Source organism: Aquibaculum arenosum, from assembly GCF_029222965.1.
Taxonomy (GTDB): Bacteria; Pseudomonadota; Alphaproteobacteria; order Kiloniellales; family DSM-21159; genus Aquibaculum; species Aquibaculum arenosum.
The window spans coordinates 68258-89349 of sequence record NZ_JARHUD010000002.1 but is presented as its reverse complement, the minus strand read 5'-3'; the positions used below and the strand labels follow the sequence as shown (position 1 = coordinate 89349).

Here is a 21092-nt window from a genome sequence, read left to right as displayed (position 1 = left end):
CTCGGGTTCCGATATTGATAGCCTGGAGCTTAAACGGAGACCTGCATCATGAGCCAGAACGAAGGCCGTCGCTATCACGGCACCGACCACCTAACGCGCGAACAGTATCGCGTGACGCAGCAGGAGGCGACCGAGCGCCCTTTCACCGGCGACCTGCTGGATGAAAAGCGCAAAGGCACTTTCCACTGCGTGGTTTGCGGCTCCCCGGCCTATTCCAGCGAACATAAATACGACAGCGGCAGTGGCTGGCCGTCCTTCTGGCAGCCCCTGGACGAGAATGCTGTGGCCAGCAAGACCGACCAGAGCATCGGCATGGTGCGGACCGAGGTGCACTGTGCGCAATGCGGGGCGCATCAGGGGCATGTTTTCGAAGATGGCCCGCAGCCGACGGGGCTGCGCTTTTGTATAAATTCTGCAGCGCTGTCCTTCGAGCCGAACAATGACTGATAGCCTCACGGGCGGCTATGCGCGCGGTGCGCTGGTCACAGGCGCTGGCCGGCGGATCGGTCGGGCTCTGGCGCTGGAACTTGCTGCCGCCGGCTTTTGCGTCGGCGTGCACTATGGCCACTCACGTGCTGACGCGGAGGAAACCCTTGCGCTCATCGAGGGCTCCGGAGGCAGAGGTGCTCTGCTCCAGGCCGATCTGACCCGTGAGGAAGAGGTGGTTGGCTTGGCCGAAGCTGCGGGGCGCGAAGTCGGGCCGCTGGGCGTGCTGGTCAACAATGCCTCGGCCTTTAAGCGCGATGAATGGAACAGCGTGAAGCGGGAGAACTGGGACCTGCACCTAGAGATCGGCATGAGAGCGCCCTTCGTGCTGGCTCAGGCCCTTGCTGCAGGCTTGCCCGCTGAACGACAGGGTCTGATCGTGAACCTGCTCGATGAGCGGGTGTGGAGCCTCACGCCGCATTTCATGAGCTACACCTTGGCCAAGTCGGGACTGTGGACCCTCACCCGGACACTGGCGCTGGCACTGGCTCCGCGTATCCGGGTGAACGGGATCGGTCCGGGCTTCACTCTGCCGGCGCCTAACCAGAGTGAGGAGCAGTTTGCCAGGCAGGTCGCAACCCTGCCCCTGCGCAGGGCGCCGTCGCTGGATGAGATGCGCGCGACCCTGAGATACTTCCTGGCTGCACCTTCGGTCACCGGACAGATGATTGCGCTTGACGGCGGCCAGCATCTCGGGTGGGCACAATCCCCTTTGGCTGGGCAGAACAGTCCTTGACAGCGCGAGAGTCGACGAAAGTTGTGCACATGGCCGAGAGTCGCGCTTCATTAAATCTCGTCGGCAGCTTGATTCTGGGGAGCGGGAGCAAAGAGAGAGTTGACGATTAAAAACATTCACAGTTTCAGCGGGTTACAGACGTGCCGGTTTTTTAGGCAATTCATCGAAAGGCTTGATTCCGCTAGGGGGAAAGCGTGGAGGCAACACGCTATGCACAACCTTATCCACAGGAACCGTGGAAAGGGGGTTATCTCTTCGGAATCACGGGGGGTTACGCCGGATGCGTCACATTTTATCCTTTCTGTGCGTGCAATAGGGGCGGGGTGTGACCACCAAGCGTCGAGCCGATAAAGCAGCCGATCCGACAGCAGGCGGCAAGCGCGCACCGGAGTCGCTCAAGGAGCTGGTGGCCTTTCAGACTCCAGGTGAGATGCGCCTCCACGCTCTGGGTGAGGAGCCGGCCCGCTTCGAAGCCGAGTCTCCAGATGAGGGAGATGCCAGAGGCCTTGCTCAGGGGGTGGCCGTACTGACTAAGGCGGTGCGGACTCTGCCGGGCGGGCCTGGCGTCTATCGCATGCTCGACCGACGCGGTGAGGTTCTCTACGTCGGCAAGGCCAAGAGCCTGAAGAAGCGAGTCACTTCCTATACCCAGGTGAAAAAGCTACCGCGTCGCTTGCAACGCATGGTGGCCGAAACCACGGCGCTGGAAGTCGTGGCCACCAACAGCGAGGTGGAAGCGCTGTTGCTGGAAAGCAACCTCATCAAGCGCTTCATGCCGCGCTACAATGTGCTGCTGCGCGACGACAAGTCCTTTCCCTACATCCTGATCGGCAGCGATCATCCTTTCCCGCGCATCCGCAAGCACCGAGGCAGTCAGGATGAGCCCGGGAGCTATTACGGGCCCTTTGCGTCCGCAGGCGCGGTCAATCGTACCCTGACCGCGCTGGAGAAGGCCTTCTTGCTGCGCTCCTGCTCCGACAGCGTCTTCAACAACCGCACGCGGCCGTGCCTGCTCTATCAGATCAAGCGCTGCTCGGCGCCCTGCGTCGGCCGTATCTCAGAGGGCGACTACAACAAGCTTGTGGTCGAGGCTCGGGCCTTCCTGACCGGCCGCAGCCAGGGCATACAAGGCGAACTGGCTGCTGCTATGCAGGATGCAGCTGAGCAGCTCGACTTCGAGCAGGCCGCCCGCTACCGCGACCGTATCCGGGCCCTGACCCATGTCCAGGCGCACCAGGACATCAACGTCGAAGGTGTGGAGGATGCCGATGTGATTGCGGCGCGGCAGATGGGCGGGCAAACCTGCGTGCAGGTCTTCTTCTTCCGCGCCGGGCGCAACTACGGCAATCGCGCCTACTTCCCGAGCCATGACAAGGCCATGACCCAGGAGGAGGTGCTCGCAGCCTTCGTCGCGCAGTTCTATGACAACAAGCCCGTGCCGCGGCTGGTGCTGCTGAACGGCGAGATCGAGGAGCAGGCGCTCGTGGCTGAGGCTTTGGCCCTGGCGGCCGAGCATCGGGTGGAACTGGCCGTGCCGAAGCGCGGCGCCAAGCGCAAGCTGGTCGAGGTGGCCGAGCGCAATGCCGAGGAAGCGCTGGCGCGCCGCCTTGCCGAGACCAGCGCCCAGGCGAAGCGCCTCCGGGAACTTGCCGACCTGCTCGGGCTGGAACAGGCGCCGAATCGCATCGAAGTCTACGACAACAGCCACATCCAGGGGAGCAATCCCTACGGGGCGATGATCGTCGCCGGCCCGGAGGGCTTCCGCAAGAACGCCTATCGCCGCTTTGCCATCCGGGGGCAGGCCCCGAGTGACCAGGGAGCGGGAGATCAGGCGCCGGCGCGCAGCAATGACGACTACGCCATGATGCGCGAAGTTCTGAGCCGGCGCTTCACCCGGGCGCAGAAGGAGGACCCGGAGCGGACCGAAGGCGGCTGGCCGGACCTGGTGCTGGTGGACGGCGGGCGCGGGCAGCTCAACGCGGCACTAGAGGTCTTTGCCGAGCTGGGTATCGAGGATCTGCCAGTGGCCGGTGTCGCCAAGGGGCCAGAACGCGATGCTGGGCGCGAGCGGATATTCCTGCCGGAGCAGCCGCCGATCTTGCTACAGCCCTCGGACCCCCTGCTGCACTATATTCAGCGCCTGCGCGACGAGGCGCATCGCTTTGCCATCGGCACCCATCGCGCCGGCCGGAGCAAGGCGCGGCTCAAGAGCAGTCTGGATGAGATTCCCGGCATTGGTCCGGCGCGCAAGAAGGCTTTGCTGCTGCATTTCGGCTCAGCCAGGGCGGTCGAGCGGGCCGGCCGCGCGGACCTAGAGGCGGTGGAGGGAATCTCGGGCACCGTGGCCAAGAAGATCCACTACTTTTTCCACGGCGCCTGATCCACCGCGGCGTGCGGCAGGTGGATCAGGTCATCGCGGCGATGCGCTGGCGCAGCAGGGTGCCCAGCTCGGCGGCATCCAGCTCCCGCGGTCCCTCTGCGGGAGGATCCGCTGAGGTCAGCAGCACATAGTCACTGCGGTGATCCGGCGCAGGGTCGCCGATGGAGCGCAGGATTGGTGGATGGTCGCCGAAGAAACAGAGCGCCCAGGGGCGGTCCATTCCATCCAGGGCATCGAGCACACGGCCCAGCATGGCGTCGGCGTGAACCAGGTGTTGGCCGTAGATCTCGGCCTCTTGCTCCAGTCCCGGCAGCCGCCCGGGTCGCCAGGGACCGTGGTTCTCCATGGTGACGGTGAAGATGAAGGCCGGGTCCCGCGCTTCCTCCATCTGGCGCAGCAACTCCGTGGTCAGCGCGGCATCTGAGACATAGGGGCCGATGCGCTCCACATTGGGGAAGGCCTCCTCGGTCACCATGCGGTTGAACCCCAGAGCCGGCATAACCTTGTGGCGGCGAAAGAAGTGCGCGGCATGGGGATGGAGAAAAAGCGTCTCCCAGCCTGCCTGCGAGAGCAGCCGAGGCAGGCAGGGCAGCGGGAAGCGGTCGGCGCGCAGATAGGGGTCGAGCCCGTCGAAACCCATGGCCCGATTCGCGGTCGCGCTGAGGAAGGCATATTCGGTGCGCATGGTATAGGCGCCGATTGCCGGCACGCCGAGCGGCCCCCATGCCAAGGCTCTCTGCTGTGCCCGGGCGAGGTTGGGCAAGGCGGGTGCATCATCGCGCAGGCGGCGCAGGTCCAGAAAAGATTCGCTCTGAACGGCCACCACCAGCGGCGCCGGGTTCCGCCCGGCAATGGCCGGAAGCGGCAAGGGTTCGGTGACCTGCGGCGGCCGGGTGTCCAGCCAGCGCAGGAACGAGAGCAGCAGGAAGGCAGCAAGTCCCAAACGCTCTGTGGCTGCTTCGGGCTCCGGCACCGGCAGATGGCGGGCGGCAGCACGTCGCAATGCCGGCCCCAGCCCTGGCAGGTAAGGCGGCAGCGCCAGAAGTGCTGGAGCGAGGGCGATCAGGCCAAAACGTGCCCAGTAGGGCTGCATGACCGGCTCAAGCCATAGCCAGAGCAGCAGGAGTGCGATCACCGGTGCAATCAGCAACCAGGTGCGCAATCGCTGCAGTAGCTCAACATAGTAGAGTCGGGGGTGGCGTAGGATCTGGGGTATCAGTGCGAAGTCGGAAAAGACGAGCGGTTCGCGCAGCAACGCGTACTTGGCGTTGCTGACGACCTGCAAGGCGAAAGCACCGGCCAGTGAGATGAGCAGCGCCAGCAGCGCTCGCCCCGTCACTCCCAGCAACAAGGCATACCAAGCGAAGCCCACGGTGAGAAATGTGAGGTAGGCAATCGGCGGTCGCCGCCAGCGGGCCGGGCGCGGGGCCACGCCGCGCTCCAGGTAGAGGCCCACGGCGTAGAGCACGAGCAGCCCGACGAACGCAGTGGCCATCAGCCTTCCCTCTGCAGGCGTCGGTTCCACAGCCGCCGGCCGCCGGCCATCAAGTGCCAGACTGCTTCCCTGATCGGCCAGATGATGCGCCGTGGCGGCTTGCCGCCGCGGCCTTCCGCAAGACGGGTCACGACCAGTTCGGGCGGGCAGGGCAGGGAGGACACCGGGTCCAGGTAGCGCGGGTAGAGTATCAACGCCACCGCCACGAGCTCGTCCAGCGTCAGCCGTCTTCGGCGCCGGGGCGTGTCCAGCAGGTCCTCGGTGAGTCCCCAGCCGGCATAGAAGGGTCGGCCGTGCACAGCCACCTGCTTGTCGCGCAGCAATGCCTCGAAGCCCACGAGCGAGGTCATGGTCTCCACGGCATCGCACTGCGCCAGCACCTCGGGCAAGGCCACGTCGCGCACGATGCTGTCGGCATGCTCGTAAACCTCGCGGTCCTCGAGAGCCCCCTGGCGATAACCCGCTTCCACATCGGGATGCGGCTTGTAGAGGATGAAGGCATTCGGGTTGCGCTTCCGCGCACGACGCAGGAGCCCGAGATTGCCACCACACTCCGGGGCGCCGAGCTGGACGGACTGGTCGTCCTCGACCTGGCCCGGAACGAACACGGCCTTTTGGTCCGGTGGGAACAGCGGCTCCGCGCTGCGCCGGCCGACGTTGTACTTGCTGACTGCGCGCTCCACGATGGTTCGGCGCAGGGTGTCGGCCCGGGCGCGCAGTTCGGGGGAGAACTCTGTCGTTTCCGCGAGCTGCTCGAGACGGCTCGTTTTCGTGGGATCGTAGTAGATGCCCTCATCGTCGAAGACGAGAGAGGCCGCGGGGTTGAGCGCCGCTCCCAGCCCCACCGAGCGCAGGAAGCCGTCCTCCACGTTGATCAACGGCACCCCCGCCTCTGCGGCTGTCTTACGCAAGTCCGGCGGGCAGCGGGTATTCCAGACCAGAAGGCGTGCGTCCGTTTCCTGCGCCAATCGCACCGCAGTGGCAGGCTGTTTTTCGAAACGGGGCGTTGTGTCACCGCGCAGGAAGGCAGCCACGGTCTTGCGCTTCCAGCGGGTGAAGCCGACCAGGACCGCAGGGCGCTTGTTCTCCCAGTAGATGTCGCGCAGGAAAGCCAGCGCTTGCGCTGCTTCCTCGAAAGTCACCGGCTTGCGATCCCAGGGGTCGAGATAGCGACTGTACAGCAGGTAGGCCGCTGCGAAGATCTCTTCTGTGCTGCGGGTGCGTGTGCGCCGCGCACAGTGCTTACGATCGTCGGTCGCCCCCCAACCGGCATAGAAGGGCATGCCGAAACAGGTCACCGGCAAGCCGGCGCAAAGCGCTTCGAATCCGAGCCCGCTGCTGACGGTATAAACGCGATCCACTCGGTCGAGCAGGGACCAGGGATTGATCGATTCGCTGAGGAGCCTCACGTCGGAACGGCTGCCAGCGTCCGGCAAATAGCCGCGCTTGAGGCCGCGCGCGACCTCTGGATGGCCCTTAACTACTACTTCTGCGCCCGGATTCTCGGCCAGCGCAGCCTCCAGCATGGCGGTGAAGTCAGACGCTTCAGCGAGAGCGCCGGGAATGGATATGTCTCCGGCCGTTTGATCGATTACCAAAACAAGTCGTCGCTTGGCGGTGAGGCCGAGGTCCTCGGCGCTGCGATCGATGCCGTCATTGTACTTAGACAGCCGGAGGCGCCGCAGCAGCGCCATACCGTCGCGCGCCCGGCGGAGGAACTCGGGACTTTCCCAGCCGCCGTCCTGCAGCAGCGCTTCCAGATCGCTTGGCTGGCGAGCGTCATAATAGATTCCCTGGCGATCGAGAACGAATCCAAGGGCGGGATCGACGCCGGCGCCTGGCCTGATTGAACGCAGGAAACCGTCTTCCAGGCGGAGATAGGGCAGGCCCTTGGCCTCTGCGTGACGGCGCACCGGGGCCGCACTCGGCCGGTGCCCCCAGCCGATCAGGCATTCAGCCTCGGCCGGCGGGTTCAAGCGGTAACGGCGCGCTTCCAAACCGGTCAGCGTTTCCACGTCCCGTCGCAGCTTCCAGATGCCGGGGGAGCGAATGGCAACGCAGGGGCGGGTCACGGGGAAAGGTCCTTGTCTGCTCGGCGCGAGGCGAAAGAGGAGGGTGCTGTGGCTGCCTTGTAGCACTCCGCTGTACGGGACAGAAGTCCGCCAGAATGGCCCGGGAGCGCGCTGAGGAGATGCCCCGAAAAAGCAACAAGGGCCTGGCGCGGTGACGCCAAGCCCTTGTCGAAACTGGAGCGGGCGATGAGATTCGAACTCACGACCCCAACCTTGGCAAGGTTGTGCTCTACCCCTGAGCTACGCCCGCGTCGGGTATGGCCCGCATCCCTGCGGGCGGAGGGTGAATAGCTTTTCCTCCGACAGGATGCAAGGCCCTTTATCGCATTTCCTCGCTTGGCTATCGTTCGCGCACCATGCACGACATTCCCGATATGAATCAGCGGCTGGAGGACGGCTCTGCGCCCTGCTCCCCGCAAACGCTCCTGGCCCGTTTCGACAGCCTGGGCATCGCTCACCGCGCGGTAACGCACCCGCCGCTTTTCACCGTGGAGCAGTCCAAGGAACTCCGTGGCGATATGCCGGGCGGCCATACCAAAAACCTCTTCCTGCGCAACAAAAAGGGAGCCATGTGGCTGGTCACCTGCCTTGAGGATCGCGAGGTCGATCTGAAGGCCCTGGGCGAGCAGTTGGGCGCCGGTCGGCTCTCTTTCGGCAAGCCCGAACGTCTGATGCGCTATCTGGGAGTGCTGCCGGGTGCAGTGACGCCGCTGGCCGTGATCAACGACACGGCGGGGCAGGTGGAACTGGCGATAGATTCGGCGTTGCTGGCGCACGATCCGGTGAACGTGCACCCTCTGACCAACGATATGACGGTCGCCCTTTCGCCGGGTGACCTGCTCCGCTTTCTGGAATCGGTTAATCATCCGCCGCGGATGCTGGCGTTCGACCCTGCTTGAGGTCGGGGCGGCAGAGGGGTCACCTCCGCCGCCGCTCGTGCCAGTCAATCAGCCGCCGCGCCGCCTCTGCGATGTCATCCTCAGCGGCCGCAAAGGAGAAGCGGAGGTAGTGCTTGCCGCGAATCGGATCGAAGTCGGTGCCGGGCGTCAGCGCGACGCCGGTTTCATCCAGCAGTTGCCGGCACAGGGCTTCGGAGTCGCCGGTCAGGTGCCCAACGTCAGCGTAGAGATAGAAGGCCCCATCGGCCGGCGCGAGTTGGCCGAAGCCGGCTTTCGGAAGTTCTTCCAGCAAGAGCGCGCGCTTGCGCGCATAGCCGGCCAGGTGCTCCTGCAGTTCGGCGTGGCACTCGAAGGCGGCCACCGCGGCAGCCTGTGACAGGCTAGGCGGCGAAATGAAGAGGTTCTGCGCCAGACATTCCACCGAGCGCAGCAGATCTTCGGGCAGAATCAACCAGCCGAGCCGCCAGCCCGTCATTGAGAAGTACTTGGAGAAGGAGTTCACCACCACGGCTTGGTCGGTGAACTCCAGGGCCGAGACCGACCGCTCACCGAAGGTGATGCCGTGGTAGATCTCATCGGAGATCAAGCGCACGTCATGCGACTCGCACCACTGCACCAGCGCCGCCATTTCCTCCCGGCCGAGCATTGTGCCGGTGGGGTTCGAGGGGCTGGCAATGATCAGGCCGTCCAATGGTCCAGCCGAGTCGAGCAGTTCCGGCGTCGGCTGGAAGCGGTGCTCCAACTCGGTTTCCAGCAGCACTGCCTCAATGCCCAGGGCTTCGAGAATGTTGCGATAGGCGGGGTAGCCTGGCGCCGCCAGAGCCACCCGGTCCCCGGCTTCGAAGGCCGCCAAAAACGAGAGAAGAAAGCCGCCGGAGGAGCCGACGGTGGTGGCGACGCGCCCAGGCGAGACTTGGACGCCATAGCTGTTCTCGCAGTGGCGAGCGATGGCTTCGCGCAGAGGCGTAATGCCGAAGGCGTCGGTGTAACCGAGGTTCTGACCCTCCAGCGCGCGCGCGGCCGCAGCACGCACACCCGCAGGCGCCGGCGTTCCTGGCTGGCCGACCTCAAGGTGGAGAACCCGTTCGCCGGCTGCGGCCTTCTCGTTCGCGGCGCGCAGTACATCCATGACGATGAATGGTGGGACCTGTCCCCGGCGCGCGACCTTCAAGGGCATGAAACGACTCCCAGTCTGAACCGGCTTCAAACCCTGCCGGCAATGGTGATGCTTAATCCAGTGCTTCCGGCACGAGCCCGTGAAAGCCTGGCAGCGGATTGCTTATGGCGCTGCCCTCCAGCCGGGCGCGCAAGCGATGGCGTTCGTCCGTAGCATCTATCATTGCGAGCAGGAAACTTTCCAGGCTGCTGCTGCAGTCCCATAGCCTGTGGATGTGTGTCAGGGCGTCGCGCTGCGACAGCCTTGGCAAGTGGCCAGCATCCTGGGTGACGGCGTGCAGCGCGACGGCGTCGGCGCCGATGGTCAGGCATCCTGGACGCCCGTGATAGAGGTGCAGCTCCTGCGGTTGCGCACCGGCCTCCACCTCGAAATCCGCTTGCAAGCGGCCGAAGCCATAGGCGCCCTCGGTGCGATGCATGAACTGCAATTGCTGTTGGGTCAGCCAGGTGATCGACAACCGCGCGCTCGCGCCCGGCAGGTGGCGCAGCAGCGACGGGCAGGCGCCATAGCGCGTCAGGCAGGCCGCGTAGACCACCGCATGATCGCGCAGCGTGCCATGAGTTACGGGGATTTCGCCGTTCGGGAACTTTCGCGCCAGTTGTTTGGGAGAGCGGTTGGAGCCGTGCGCCAGCACTGCTATGCGCCCGGCGAAATCGGTGTTGGCCGGGAGCGCAACAGCGCGGCCGTTGCGCAGTAGGTAGCTCTCCTCCGGAACGGCGTAGGGATAACCGAATGCCAGAGCCAAGCGCTTAGCCGGCTCGGCAGGCAGTGGCCAACTCATTGGGTATTGCTGGCACTCAGCATGGAACGTGCATCAATCGGTGCAGGGGGGCGATTCGTCAGGATCCATCGCCTCGATGCGATAGCGTGTCGTTGCGTGGTCGACGGTGGACCAGGCAAGGCGTGCCCATTCCTTCTTGGCCTGCTCGAAGCTGTCGAAGGGACCGAACCATTCCTCGCGACCGGCAGCGACGGCCTGGAAAGAAGTGTCCTTGTACTCGCCACCGATCACCCAATAGCGTTGCATCGGAAGTTGCCCTTGTTCCTCAACGAATCCATGCAGCCAGCGATTCGAAGGTAATGGGCTTGTCAGAGAACTGCAACCTTGGCCGGGCTGAGAACGGGCACTTTTTCCAGTGATTTCCACGCTTTGGGCCTGAAAATGCCCAGGATGAGACAGGAAGGCTGCCCTGCCAGCCGTCATCCGTGGGTTGCAGGCTGCGCGGACGGCAGGTGACAGCGGGCTATCGTCCCCTTCTTGGGCGTCGACTCCAGTTCCAGGTGCCCGCCGTGCAGTTCGATGAGAGAGCGTGCCAGCACCAGCCCCATGCCGGCGCCGGTCCGCCGGCGTTGCGTGCGGGAAAAGCGTCCGTAGTCCTCCCGGCCCAGGATACCCGCGCGCTCATCTTCCGGAATGCCGATTCCGTTGTCCTTGACGGTGAGAATCACTTCGTGGGCTTTGCGCTCTACAGCGACCTCGATCGCCCCACGATCCGGCGTGAAGCGGAAGGCATTGGACAGCAGGTTGAACAGCACCTGGCTGAGGCGACGCTCGTCGCCTTGCAGCGTGCCGATTTCGTCAGGGCAGGAGACTGTCAGTGCCAGGTTGCGGGTCCGGGCCCTGTCGCGCCACAGCTTCTCCACGCTGGTGACCAGTTGGCAAAGATCCACCTCGCCGGTCTCGATTTCCATGTAACCGGCCTCGATGGAGGCGAGGTCAAGTATGTCGTTGATCAGCGCCATCAGCTGTTGTGAGGAGTTGATGATGGCGCCGGCATACTCCTGTTGCCGTTCGTTCAGTTCGCCGAAGTAGTTCTGCTGCAGCATCTCGGCGAAGCCGACGATGGCGTTGAGCGGTGTGCGCAGCTCGTAGGAGATGTTGGCAATGAACTCGCTTTTCAGCCTGTCGGCGGTCTCAAGGGCCTCGTTGCGTTCGACCAGCGCCTGCTTGGCGTTGACGCTATCAGTGACATCCACGTAGCCCAGTACACAGTTGCCGTCGGGCAAGGGAGTCTGCCGCCACTCGATGACCGAACCGTCGCTTCGATCCATCCGACCGGCACGGGTTTGGGCCTCAGTCGTGATGGCGACGATCTTCTCCAAGAGGTCCGGCCAGGCCTCGTCGGACACATCGAAAAAGCTTCTGCAGCGTGCCACCATCTCTCGAACGTGCGGCTGCTCATCAAGCCAGGGCAGGGACAGGTTCCAGATGCGGGCGAAGGCGGGATTGCTCAGGCGCAGACGCCCGTCCGGACCATAGACGGCAACGCCTTCGTGCAGGCTGTCCAGGGTCGCTCGCTGGACGGCCAGCAAGGTATTGTAGGTCCGCTCCAGTTCCAGGCGGTCGGTGACGTCCTCGTAGACCTGCACCACACCGCCAAAAGGATGGGGGTGCAAGGTGGCGCGCAGCGTGCGCCCGCTGGGCAGGTGGTGCGCCTCCTCCTCTGGCTCGACCAGCATCTCCAGCTTACGGATACGCTGCTGCCGCCAGGCGGAAAAGTTCACCTGCTCCGGAAGGCGCTGGTGCTCGCGCAGCCATTCGAGCATCTCGCTGACATGCGGGCCTTCGGCCAGGAAATCCTCGTCGAATTGCCAGATCGCCGCGTAGGCGAGATTGAAGAAGCTCAGATGCATATCGGAGTCGAGAATGGCGATACCAATGCCGATACTCTCCAGGATGCTTTGTTGCGCTTCCAGGTGCCGGCGCAGGTTCTTGTCGGTTTCCTGCCACTCCGTCAGGTCTCGCGCATAGCCAATGAGCTCACCGGTTGCGAGCGGCACCTCCGTCAATTCCCAATAGCGCCGTTGGCCGTCGGCGATGATGTGGAAACGATCACTCTGAGCAGCTTCGCCTGATAGCGCCTGGTCGATCAGGGTCTGAAGGCGTGCGTGATCGGGCGTTTCCACCAGCGGCACGTTGTGGGCGATCACGCCCTCACGCTCCGCTTCGAGCACGGCGGCGTAGGCGGCGTTGCAGTATGTCAGGCGGCCCCGGCTGTCCCGTGTCCACACTGGTCGGGGCACGTGGTCGACCAGTGCCGCGAGCCGGTCGCTGTCTTTGCGGGCGCTCTGCTGTGCTTCCCGTTCGGCCGCGAGCGTCTCTCGCAGGCTGCTCAGTTCGTGTTGCAGGCTTTCACGCTGCGCACCGGCCTGGCGTTCTCGACGCCGGGTCCGCAGCAGCGCGGCTGTCAAGGACAGGGTCGTAAGGCCGAGGGCGGATGCGAGCAGCCACGCGGTCATGCGATCATTATCCGCCGGGCCCGCCCCTTCGAGGCGTTTCCCCTTCGCCATCGGCAGCCCTGAGGCACCGCTGCTGCTCTTCGCGTGAGTGGCATGTCACTCCGCAGCGTAAGAGGCCGCAGTGTCACGGTAGGTGTCGGCATCGATGGAGGTGATTTGCGCTTCCTGGCTGCAAAGCGGACAATGGGGATCTGCCTTGACCCGCAGTTCGGAAAAGCGGCCCTCCAATCCCTCATAGAGCAGCAGGCGGCCGGCAAGGGAACGACCGAACCCAACGATCTCTTTCATCACCTCTGTTGCCTGCAAGGTACCCAAAACGCCCGGCAGGCTGGCAAGGACGCCCACATCGGCGCAGGAGGCCTTGAAGCTGCTGTCCGGCTGGTCGGGATAGACGCAGCGCCAGCAGGGGTTCTCCGTGCCCTCGGTGCCATGACCGAGATAAGAGCGATAGACCGAAAGCTGGCCTTCGAAGCGCATCATGGCGGCGGAGACGAGCGTGCGTCCCGCGAGATGACAGGCATCGGCGACAAGGTAGCGCGTGGCGAAGTTGTCGCTGCCGTCGGCCACGATATCGTAGCGGGCGATTAGCTCCAGGGCATTCTCCGGCGTGAGGCGCTCCGGATGTACCACCACCTCAACCTCGGGATTGAGGGCGCGGAGATGGGCGCGGGCGCTTTCCACCTTGAGACGGTCCACGTCCGCGGTGCTGTGCAGGACCTGTCGTTGCAGGTTCGAGAGGTCGACGGTGTCGTGATCGATGACCCCGAGACATCCCACGCCTGCAGCGGCCAGATAGAGCAAAAGTGGCGAGCCCAGGCCGCCGGCGCCGACCACCAGCACCCGGGCCTGCATCAAGCGGCGCTGTCCGGCTTCGCCGATTTCCGGCAGCACGAGGTGACGTGCATAGCGGTCGATTTGGGCGTCGCTGAAGTCTTCCATGCGCTCAGAATACAGATAGCGGACTCTTACGTCACCTCATGGCTTCAGCGCGGTGCCATGGCTCTGCGCCATCGGCGCATGTTGCCCTTAGGCCGGGCCGAAGGGTGTCTGGCGCGGTCGATCGTCGCGGCGTTCCTGCACCGGCGGATGCCCGAAGCGAGCATGGTAAGCCCGGCTAAAGTAAGGAGCAGAACTGAAGCCGCAGGCCAGCCCCACCTCGAAGACCGGCATGCGGGTCTGCTGCAGGAGCTGCTGCGCGCGATCCAGCCTCAAGTTGAGATAATGCCGTAGCGGCGGCGCGCCGACATGATTTCGAAAGAGGCGAGAGAGTTGGCGCTTGGACAGGCCCGCCTGGCACGCCAGCTCGTCCAGCGAGAGCGGCTCCTCCATGTTGCCTTCCATGGTTTCCAAGATGTCCGCCAGTCGCTCGCTGCGCGCGCCGACCCGTCGGTCCGCCGGCATGCGCTGCTGCTCCTCCGGCGCGCGAATCTGGTCGTGGATAAACTGCTCGCTGACCCGGCGTGCCAGCTCCGCGCCATGCCCCAAGGAGATGAGGTGCAGCATGAGATCGAGCGCCGCCGTGCCGCCGGAGCAGGTGAAGCGGTTACGGTCGATCTCGAAGAGCGTTTCGCGGGCGTCGATGTCGGGAAAGGCCTCGCGAAAGGCCGGCAGGGCCTCCCAATGCAGCGTCACACGGTAGCCGCCCAGCAGGCCGGCGCGTGCGAGCAGAAAGGGACCGGTGTCCAGGGCGCCCAGGTCCGCACCGCGGACTGATTCATGACGCAGCCACGCGGCGATCCGTGGATCGGCTTGCCCGTCGACATCGAATCCCGCCACGGTGATGACCACAGGCAGCGGCCCGACTTCGGCGATAGGCGCTTCGGCCACGATAGCCATGCCGTTGCTGGCCTGGACCGGCTCTCCGTCCGCCGAGAAGAAGTGCCAGGAATAGAGGTGGCCGCCGCCGCGTTGATTGGCCACCCGCAGGGGCTCGATGGCTGAAACGAGGCAGAGCATGGAGAAGCCGGGGACAAGCAGGAAGCCGACACGCTGCGGCGTTTCGCGGTTGCGTTCCGTCAGCACCGTCGTCCTCCTGACCCTAGAGCCCGGCGGGCGGCGGCGTCAGTGTTCGCGTGCTCCCGGCAGGGCGATCCGGCGGCCAACATAGTCTGGCGCCTCTGCCGTGCAAAGCGCGCGGAAGCGGTCCTGCAGGCCGTCGCTCATCACCGTGCTGCGGCCCAACCCGGTATCGACGCACATGGCCAGGATCTCTTCCGTGGCCACGATCTCGCCGTTGCGCTCCATCTCGTGGGCGAAGTGGATGCGCTTGTGATCGAGATCGAGGACATGAGTGGCGATGGTGATTTTGGTATCGACGGGCACCTCGCGCAGATAGCGAACGTGGGCTTCCAGGGTATAGAGCGAACAGCCGCTTTCGGCGCGCCAGGTCGCGTCAGCCCCGATGTGGTCATAGAGGGCATCTGTAGCCGCGCAGAAAATGATGACGTACCACCCCTCGTTCAGGTGGCCGTTGTAGTCGATCATGTGCGGCCGGACGACGTCGCGATGCAGACGCAGTACGCTCATTGCCTCGCGCCTCCGGTGTTGCTCTCGCGCAGGGCCTTGAGGATAGCGATCAGGCCCCGATCGCGTTCGCGGACGAGTTCGGCGATGTTGCGCTCACCGGCCTCGCGCTCGCAACCTTCGACCATGGAATCGCGCAGCTCCTTAGTGAGCTCGGGGGCCTCCAGCCGGGTCCAGGGCTCCTTGAGAGCGGGGCCGAAGTGGTCGAGCATGTGCGCCATGCCGCCTTCGCCGCCGGCGAGGTGGAAGGTGAGACAGGGGCCCATGAGCGCCCAGCGCAGACCTGGACCATCGACAATCGCCTGGTCGATCTGCTCCACGGTTGCTTCGCCCTCGGCTACCATATGCAGCGCCTCGCGCCAGATGGCGTCTTGCAGGCGGTTGCCGATGAAGCCCGGCAATTCACGCTCCATGCGGATGACCGACTTGCCTGCCAATTCATAGAAGGCGCAGGCTTGGTCCACGGCCCAGCCGGCTGTGCGTTCGCCGCCTACAACCTCCACAAGGGGAATGAGATAGGGCGGGTTGAAGGGGTGGCCGACGACGAGGCGCGAAGCGTCCTCTGCCTCCGCCGCCATGTCGGTCATGGAATAGCCCGACGTGGAGGAAGCGATGATCGTTTCCTCTCCCGTGGCCGCTGCCAACTCGGCCAGGAGCTTGCGCTTCAGGTCCAGGCGCTCCGGCCCGCTTTCCTGGACAAAGGCGACATCACCCACTGCCTCCTGCAGGCTGTCCGTAAAGCGCAGCCGGTCCAGTGATGCGCCCGCGGCCAGACCAAGGCTTTCCAGTGCTGGCCAAGCGGTCTCGATCAGGCGCTTCAGCGCAGCTTCCGCCTGGGCCCCGGGGTCCCAGGCCAGCACGTCGTAGCCCCGGGCCAGAAAATGGGCAGCCCAGCCGCCGCCGATGACACCGGTGCCGACACAGGCGACGCGGGAGATGTTTTTCGGGTCTTGCATGATGGTCCCTGTCACTTGGCGGCCAAACCGAGCTTCGTCCGCGCCTCGGCAGGGTTGCAAACCTTGGCGCCCAGATCGCTGATGATGCGCACGGCCTTCTCAACCAGGGTGCCGTTGCTCGCGTGTACACCCTTCTCAAGATAGAGATTGTCTTCCAGGCCGACGCGGACATGGCCACCCAGTAGGACGGCCTGCGCCACCATGGGCATTTGCATGCGGCTGATGCCGAAGCCGGCCCAAACGGCGCCGGAAGGAAGCTGCTGCGCCATGTGAGCCATGCTGGCGGTATCCGCCGGCGCACCCCAGGGAATGCCGAGGCAGAGCTGGAACATGGGCGGTGCGTCGATCAGCCCTTCGGCAACCAACTGTTTCGCGAACCAGAGGTGGCCGGTATCGAAGACCTCCATCTCCGGCTTCACCCCCAGCTCCTGCACGCGTCGCGCCATGTGGCGCAGCACGTTGGGAGTCTGCAGCACCACGGCATTGCCATCGCCGAAGTTCATGGAGCCGCAGTCCAGCGTGCAGATCTCGGGCTGGAGCGCCTCGATGTGCAGCAAGCGGGTCTTGGCGTTGACGAGATCGCTTCCTTCACCGGGCACGGCGGGGTTCTCATCGTCCACCACCAGATCGCCGCCCATGCCAGCAGTTAGGTTGAGGATGACGTCGCTGTTGCGCTCACGCACCCGCTCTACCACTTCGGCGTAAAGAGCGGTCTCGCGACTGCCCTTGCCAGTCTGCGGATCGCGAACATGAATGTGGGTGATGGCAGCGCCGGCGTCCGCCGCTTCCAGGCAGGCCTCGGCGATCTGCTTGGGGGTGACGGGAATGGAGGGGTGCTTGTCGACAGTATCGCCTGCGCCGGTGACGGCGCAGGTCACAATGACTTCGCGGTTCATGGCGGGATCTCCTTTGCGAGCCTGTGCTGGCCGAGTCAGTGTGGGATTGCGGCCCATCCTCTGCCGAAACACCGTGACGTCTTGACCGATACAGCCGATTTTCGTCTGTTTTCGTTAAGAGCTTGCGCGGCCTTGGGATAGCGTCCGCGCGTCATCAAGCTGGAGGACACACAGCATGAGCCTTGCGCAGCAAACCAGGATCGCGCGTGCGGAAACCAGCAACGGCGTCGTTGCGCTGACCTGGAGTGATGGCGCGGAGCAGCGGCTCCATCCGATATGGCTGCGGGAACAGGCTCCGGACGCTGACACGCGCGACCCGATCACCGGTCAACGGCTGCTCGATGCCTGGAGTCTGCCACTCGACCTGACTGTCTCATCGGTGCATGTGGACCAGGGGGATACTCTGGAACTCACCTTCAGCGATGGGCATCGAACTCGCTACGTGGCGGCATACCTGCGCGCAGCGCTTCTGGGGGACAACGCGGAGGGCGCCTTGCTTGCGCCGGGGCAAGAGGCCTGGCGCGTTGCCGATGACCCCCGCTCGGAAGCCGAGCTTGCGGTGATCGAGCAGAATCCGGCGGCACTGCTCGAAGCGTTGCAGTCCCTGCATCGTTTCGGCTTTCTATTGGTGCGCGGCCTTCCGGTCGAGATGGAGGGGATCGAGGGCTTTGGCAGGCTCATCGGCCCTTTGCGCGAGACCAACTGGGGGCGCCTTGCCGATGTCAAAGCCCTGCCGCAGGCCTTTGATCTCACCATGACGCCGCGCGCGCTCGAGGCCCATGCAGACAATCCCTATCGCGAGCCGGTGCCAGGCTACGTCCTGCTGCACTGTCTGGTAAACAACGCCGAGGGCGGTGACTCCACCATCACGGACGGCTTCGCCGCTGCCTTGGCCTTGCGCGAGCGTGATCCGGAGGGATTTGACACCCTGACCCGCACCCGCCCGAAGTTCCGCTATGTCGACGAAGACACCGTGCTGGAAAGCGAAGGCCCCCTGATCGAACTGGATGCTGCAGGGCGGCTCAAGCAGGTGCGCCTGTCCAATCGCACGGACTGTATCGACGCCTTGGCCCCGGAGGTGCTGGAACACTATTATCGGGCACGGCGTGCCTTTACTGACATCGTCAACGACGCGGCTTTCCAACTGCGCTTTAAGCTTCAGCCGGGTGACATGCTGGTGATGGATAACTACCGCCTCTTGCATGGCCGCTCGGCGTATCGGCCCGGAAGCGGGCACCGCCATATGCGGCAGGGGTACATGGACAGGGATGCCGTCGCCAGCCGGCGCAAGATCCTGAGCAAGATCCTCGCCCGTCGCGCCACGCAGCCGAAATAGCCGCGGACGGCCGCGGTGGTGCTTGCTGCTGCCCTTGAATGGGCCGTGCAGCGCGCCTATAACCAGCGCAAGCGATCGCCCTAAATTTTCAGCCCGGTACCGGAGTACACACCATGGCCCGCGTCACGGTCGAAGACTGCATTCTTCAGGTTCCCAATCGTTTCGATCTCGTAATGCTCGCAGCCCAGCGTGCGCGTGAGATTTCCTCTGGTGCTCCTCTGACTCTGGATCGGGACAACGACAAGAACCCCGTCGTGGCTCTGCGCGAGATCGCCGATGAAACGATCGACCGCGAGGCGCTTGAACAGTCCCTCATTTCCGGCCTGCAGCGCCATGTCGAGGTCGATGAGCCGGAAGAGGACGATCTCTCGGAAACGGCTCTGCTCAGCGCAGGCCTCGCCGAGGAGGGCGTGCTTGGCGGTGCGACAGGCAAAAGCATCGAGGCCGAGTACGAGCGTGCTGTTCAGGCCGGCGAAGCCGAAGAATAATGCAAAACGGCGCCTCCCGGCGCCGTTTTTTCTTTCCGAGCATGGTGTGTTGCTGGCTTGCCGCTTGGCAGAGACTGCGCGCATGCTTAAATCCTAAGTTACGGCCGTATCGGTCGGTGTCCTTGCTGCCCCGCAAAGGTGAATGGTTGATTCGGGACTGAGTGGTGAATGCTGCGGCAATTCGAACTGGTTGAGCGCGTCAAGTCATACGATCCGGGAGCGGACGAAGACGGGCTGAACCGCGCGTATGTCTACGCGATGAAGATGCACGGCAGCCAGAAGCGCGCATCGGGCGACCCTTACTTTTCCCACCCCATAGAAGTCGCCGGTATCCTCACCGAGCTGAAGCTCGATGGGGAGTCCATCATCACTGCGCTCTTGCATGACGTGGTTGAGGACACCGACGGCACTCTGGAAGACATTGAGAAGCTGTTCGGGGCCGAGATCGCGCGCCTTGTGGACGGCGTCACCAAGCTGGGTCGATTGGAACTGCAATCGGAACGCAGCAAGCAGGCGGAAAACTTCCGCAAGCTCGTCCTGGCAATGTCGGAAGACATCCGTGTTCTGCTGGTCAAGCTCGCAGACCGGCTGCACAACATGCGCACGCTGCACTTCGTAAAGTCCGAGGACAAACGCAAGCGCATCGCCCGTGAGACCATGGATATCTATGCGCCCTTGGCTGCGCGCATCGGCCTGGAGCGCTTCAAGAATGAACTCGAGGACCTTGCGTTCAGCGAACTCAATCCCGATGCCCGCAGCTCGATCGTCGCGCGACTTGATTTCCTCAGCAATCGGGGCGGCGATGTCACCCAGAAGGTCATCGACGAGTTGACCCGCGCGCTGGCCGAGGAGGGCGTCGAGGGCTGGGTATCCGGCCGGATTAAGTCGCCCTACTCGATCTGGCGCAAGATGCAGCACCGCAACGTCGGCTTCGAACAGCTTGCGGATATCATGGCCTTTCGGATCGTCGTGCGCGATGTGACGAACTGCTACCAGGCGTTGGGCGTGCTGCACTCGCGCTATCCCGTGGTGCCCGGTCGCTTCAAGGACTATGTCTCCACTCCCAAGCTGAACGCCTACCAGTCGCTTCACACGGGGCTTATCGGGCCCCTGAAGCAGCGTATCGAGGTACAGATCCGCACCCAGGCGATGCATGAGATCGCCGAGTTCGGTGTGGCGGCTCACTGGCGTTACAAACAGGGCCCCGGTGACCACGAGCAACCGATGGAGGGCCGGCAGTTCCGCTGGATCCGCGCACTGCTCGACATCCTGGAGCATGCTTCCAACCCCGATGAGTTTCTCGAGCACACCAAGCTCGAGATGTATCAGGATCAGGTCTTCTGCTTCACGCCGAAGGGCGATCTGATAGCGCTGCCGCGTGGCGCGACCCCCATCGATTTCGCCTATGCCGTCCACTCGGAGGTGGGCAACGCCTGCGTGGGTTGCCGGGTCAACGGCCGCATGGTGCCCGTGCGCACCATGCTGCAGAACGGCGACCAGGTGGAGGTCGTCACCTCTAAAGCACAGCGCCCCTCGCCGGATTGGGAGAATTTCGTCGTCACCGGCAAGGCGAAGGCGGCGATCCGGCGCTTCATCCGACAGGAGCAGCGCGAGCAGTTTCACGATCTCGGTCGTCAACTCGTGGACCGCGCTTTCCGGCAGGAAGGCTACGATCTGACCGACAAGGCCGTCGCCGGCGTTCTGAAGAAGTTGAAGGCCGACAGCGTTGCCGATGTTTACGTCGGGGTGGGGCAGGGTAACGTCACGGCGCGTGAAGTGCTGGTTTCGGTGTTCCCTGGGGTCAAGGATCAGGACAAAGCCAACAACAAGGTCGTCCCCATCGCCAAGGCGCGCCGGGCCAAGGGTGGCAATCATGCGGTTCCGATCAAGGGTTTGATCCCGGGTATGGCGGTGCACTTCGCGCACTGTTGCCACCCTCTGCCGGGCGACCGCATTGTCGGCATCGTGACCACGGGCAAGGGCGTGACCGTCCACACCATCGACTGCGAAACCCTTCAGTCTTTCCAGGACACGCCGGAACGCTGGGTCGATCTCGGCTGGGAGCGCAGTCACAGTGACGAACCCTTCACCGGGCGTCTGCACCTCGTGGTCTCCAACGAACCGGGCAGCCTGGGCGCCTTGTCCACGGTGATCGGCAAGAACTCGGGCAACATTACCAACCTGAAGATCACGCACCGTTCGCTGGATTTCTTCGAAATGCTCATCGACCTCGAGATTGCCGACGTGCGCCACCTCACCAATGTTATGGCGGCGCTCCGGGCCATGCCGGTGATCTCGTCCGTCGAGCGGGCCAGAGGCTGAGCGCGGCCGTGTCAGTTCGTCGCGGACAGTGTGTTGACAGCAGCCTCTGCTTGACCCTAGCGCCTTTGTCCCTGCACCTGCGAATA

At 64.2% G+C, this 21092-nt stretch carries 18 protein-coding genes and 1 tRNA gene; 7 read left to right on the top strand and 12 right to left on the bottom strand.

Features of this window, described 5'->3' with window-relative positions; genetic code table 11:
* The first annotated feature begins 48 nt into the window (after positions 1 to 48).
* The 3 genes from msrB to uvrC all read left to right on the top strand — a co-directional run bounded on the left by msrB (position 49) and on the right by uvrC (position 3602).
* A complete protein-coding gene (gene msrB / locus P2G67_RS03345; RefSeq protein ID WP_275820015.1) occupies positions 49 to 447 on the top strand; it encodes a peptide-methionine (R)-S-oxide reductase MsrB in 399 nt (132 codons plus the stop codon).
* Complete coding sequence (locus tag P2G67_RS03340; protein WP_275820014.1) at positions 440 to 1222, top strand: SDR family oxidoreductase; 783 nt, start codon at positions 440 to 442, stop codon at positions 1220 to 1222. Before msrB ends, P2G67_RS03340 begins: the two co-directional genes overlap by 8 nt.
* A 430-nt stretch (positions 1223 to 1652) precedes the next feature.
* On the top strand, positions 1653 to 3602 hold the full coding sequence (uvrC, locus tag P2G67_RS03335) for an excinuclease ABC subunit UvrC (protein ID WP_322099638.1): 1950 nt from the start codon (positions 1653 to 1655) through the stop codon (positions 3600 to 3602).
* A 25-nt stretch (positions 3603 to 3627) separates the two neighbouring features.
* On the opposite strand, the gene P2G67_RS03330 is transcribed toward uvrC, so the two are convergent.
* From P2G67_RS03330 to P2G67_RS03320, 3 genes are all read right to left on the bottom strand, one after another.
* Positions 3628 to 5097 (bottom strand): LTA synthase family protein, encoded by a 1470-nt coding sequence (locus P2G67_RS03330; protein ID WP_275820012.1) that lies wholly within the window; start codon positions 5095 to 5097, stop codon positions 3628 to 3630.
* Complete coding sequence (locus tag P2G67_RS03325; protein ID WP_275820011.1) at positions 5097 to 7169, bottom strand: capsule polysaccharide biogenesis protein; 2073 nt, start codon at positions 7167 to 7169, stop codon at positions 5097 to 5099. Before P2G67_RS03325 ends, P2G67_RS03330 begins: the two co-directional genes overlap by 1 nt.
* A gap of 175 nt (positions 7170 to 7344) precedes the next feature.
* Positions 7345 to 7419: transfer RNA gene (locus P2G67_RS03320), tRNA-Gly, on the bottom strand.
* A 124-nt stretch (positions 7420 to 7543) separates the two neighbouring features.
* Between P2G67_RS03320 and P2G67_RS03315 the strand changes: the two genes are divergently transcribed.
* The gene (locus tag P2G67_RS03315) at positions 7544 to 8068 is read left to right on the top strand and encodes a prolyl-tRNA synthetase associated domain-containing protein (protein WP_275820010.1); all 525 of its coding nucleotides are present in this window, start codon (positions 7544 to 7546) and stop codon (positions 8066 to 8068) included.
* A gap of 19 nt (positions 8069 to 8087) precedes the next feature.
* Here the strand turns inward: P2G67_RS03315 and P2G67_RS03310 are convergent, their stop codons facing one another.
* The 9 genes from P2G67_RS03310 to P2G67_RS03270 all read right to left on the bottom strand — a co-directional run bounded on the left by P2G67_RS03310 (position 8088) and on the right by P2G67_RS03270 (position 16860).
* Positions 8088 to 9245 (bottom strand): pyridoxal phosphate-dependent aminotransferase, encoded by a 1158-nt coding sequence (locus P2G67_RS03310; RefSeq protein WP_275820009.1) that lies wholly within the window; start codon positions 9243 to 9245, stop codon positions 8088 to 8090.
* Between the two features lie 52 nt (positions 9246 to 9297).
* Complete coding sequence (locus P2G67_RS03305) at positions 9298 to 10026, bottom strand: hypothetical protein (protein WP_275820008.1); 729 nt, start codon at positions 10024 to 10026, stop codon at positions 9298 to 9300.
* 33 nt (positions 10027 to 10059) lie between these two features.
* Complete coding sequence (locus tag P2G67_RS03300; RefSeq protein WP_275820007.1) at positions 10060 to 10272, bottom strand: DUF4170 domain-containing protein; 213 nt, start codon at positions 10270 to 10272, stop codon at positions 10060 to 10062.
* A gap of 173 nt (positions 10273 to 10445) precedes the next feature.
* The gene (locus tag P2G67_RS03295) at positions 10446 to 12485 is read right to left on the bottom strand and encodes a sensor histidine kinase (protein WP_275820006.1); all 2040 of its coding nucleotides are present in this window, start codon (positions 12483 to 12485) and stop codon (positions 10446 to 10448) included.
* A 96-nt stretch (positions 12486 to 12581) separates the two neighbouring features.
* Positions 12582 to 13424, bottom strand: coding sequence for a HesA/MoeB/ThiF family protein (locus P2G67_RS03290; RefSeq protein ID WP_275820004.1), 843 nt, complete (start codon positions 13422 to 13424; stop codon positions 12582 to 12584).
* 87 nt (positions 13425 to 13511) lie between these two features.
* Complete coding sequence (locus P2G67_RS03285; protein WP_275820002.1) at positions 13512 to 14507, bottom strand: GlxA family transcriptional regulator; 996 nt, start codon at positions 14505 to 14507, stop codon at positions 13512 to 13514.
* Positions 14508 to 14546: 39 nt separating this feature from the next.
* A complete protein-coding gene (locus P2G67_RS03280) occupies positions 14547 to 15011 on the bottom strand; it encodes a thioesterase family protein (RefSeq protein ID WP_275820000.1) in 465 nt (154 codons plus the stop codon).
* On the bottom strand, positions 15008 to 15964 hold the full coding sequence (locus P2G67_RS03275; protein ID WP_275819998.1) for a 3-hydroxyacyl-CoA dehydrogenase NAD-binding domain-containing protein: 957 nt from the start codon (positions 15962 to 15964) through the stop codon (positions 15008 to 15010). Before P2G67_RS03275 ends, P2G67_RS03280 begins: the two co-directional genes overlap by 4 nt.
* 11 nt (positions 15965 to 15975) lie before the next feature.
* Positions 15976 to 16860 carry a beta-keto acid cleavage family enzyme gene (locus tag P2G67_RS03270; protein WP_275819996.1) on the bottom strand — a complete coding sequence of 295 codons (885 nt, stop codon included), beginning with the start codon at positions 16858 to 16860 and terminating at the stop codon, positions 15976 to 15978.
* Positions 16861 to 17035: 175 nt separating this feature from the next.
* Here P2G67_RS03270 and P2G67_RS03265 point away from each other — a divergent pair, with 175 nt between their 5' ends.
* The 3 genes from P2G67_RS03265 (at position 17036) to P2G67_RS03255 (ending at position 21006) form a co-directional block, all read left to right on the top strand.
* Positions 17036 to 18196 (top strand): TauD/TfdA family dioxygenase, encoded by a 1161-nt coding sequence (locus tag P2G67_RS03265; RefSeq protein ID WP_275819994.1) that lies wholly within the window; start codon positions 17036 to 17038, stop codon positions 18194 to 18196.
* A gap of 113 nt (positions 18197 to 18309) precedes the next feature.
* Positions 18310 to 18684, top strand: a complete 375-nt coding sequence (rpoZ, locus tag P2G67_RS03260) for a DNA-directed RNA polymerase subunit omega (protein WP_322099630.1) — start codon at positions 18310 to 18312, stop codon at positions 18682 to 18684.
* A 168-nt stretch (positions 18685 to 18852) separates the two neighbouring features.
* Entirely contained in the window at positions 18853 to 21006 is a 2154-nt protein-coding gene (locus P2G67_RS03255; protein WP_275819992.1) for a RelA/SpoT family protein, read from the top strand.
* Positions 21007 to 21092 lie beyond the last annotated feature (86 nt).

Excerpts from the sequence above, each read along its gene's own strand:
- P2G67_RS03265 (WP_275819994.1), top strand. The coding sequence starts at position 17,036 with ATGAGCCTTGCGCAGCAAACCAGGATCGCGCGTGCGGAAACCAGCAAC.
- P2G67_RS03310 (WP_275820009.1), bottom strand. The coding sequence starts at position 9,245 with ATGCCCTTGAAGGTCGCGCGCCGGGGACAGGTCCCACCATTCATCGTC.
- P2G67_RS03290 (WP_275820004.1), bottom strand. The coding sequence starts at position 13,424 with ATGGAAGACTTCAGCGACGCCCAAATCGACCGCTATGCACGTCACCTC.
- P2G67_RS03340 (WP_275820014.1), top strand. The coding sequence starts at position 440 with ATGACTGATAGCCTCACGGGCGGCTATGCGCGCGGTGCGCTGGTCACA.
- P2G67_RS03315 (WP_275820010.1), top strand. The coding sequence starts at position 7,544 with ATGAATCAGCGGCTGGAGGACGGCTCTGCGCCCTGCTCCCCGCAAACG.
- rpoZ (WP_322099630.1), top strand. The coding sequence starts at position 18,310 with ATGGCCCGCGTCACGGTCGAAGACTGCATTCTTCAGGTTCCCAATCGT.
- P2G67_RS03330 (WP_275820012.1), bottom strand. The coding sequence starts at position 5,097 with ATGGCCACTGCGTTCGTCGGGCTGCTCGTGCTCTACGCCGTGGGCCTC.
- P2G67_RS03305 (WP_275820008.1), bottom strand. The coding sequence starts at position 10,026 with ATGAGTTGGCCACTGCCTGCCGAGCCGGCTAAGCGCTTGGCTCTGGCA.
- P2G67_RS03255 (WP_275819992.1), top strand. The coding sequence starts at position 18,853 with ATGCTGCGGCAATTCGAACTGGTTGAGCGCGTCAAGTCATACGATCCG.
- P2G67_RS03280 (WP_275820000.1), bottom strand. The coding sequence starts at position 15,011 with ATGAGCGTACTGCGTCTGCATCGCGACGTCGTCCGGCCGCACATGATC.
- msrB (WP_275820015.1), top strand. The coding sequence starts at position 49 with ATGAGCCAGAACGAAGGCCGTCGCTATCACGGCACCGACCACCTAACG.
- P2G67_RS03300 (WP_275820007.1), bottom strand. The coding sequence starts at position 10,272 with ATGCAACGCTATTGGGTGATCGGTGGCGAGTACAAGGACACTTCTTTC.
- P2G67_RS03270 (WP_275819996.1), bottom strand. The coding sequence starts at position 16,860 with ATGAACCGCGAAGTCATTGTGACCTGCGCCGTCACCGGCGCAGGCGAT.
- P2G67_RS03295 (WP_275820006.1), bottom strand. The coding sequence starts at position 12,485 with ATGACCGCGTGGCTGCTCGCATCCGCCCTCGGCCTTACGACCCTGTCC.
- P2G67_RS03275 (WP_275819998.1), bottom strand. The coding sequence starts at position 15,964 with ATGCAAGACCCGAAAAACATCTCCCGCGTCGCCTGTGTCGGCACCGGT.
- uvrC (WP_322099638.1), top strand. The coding sequence starts at position 1,653 with ATGCGCCTCCACGCTCTGGGTGAGGAGCCGGCCCGCTTCGAAGCCGAG.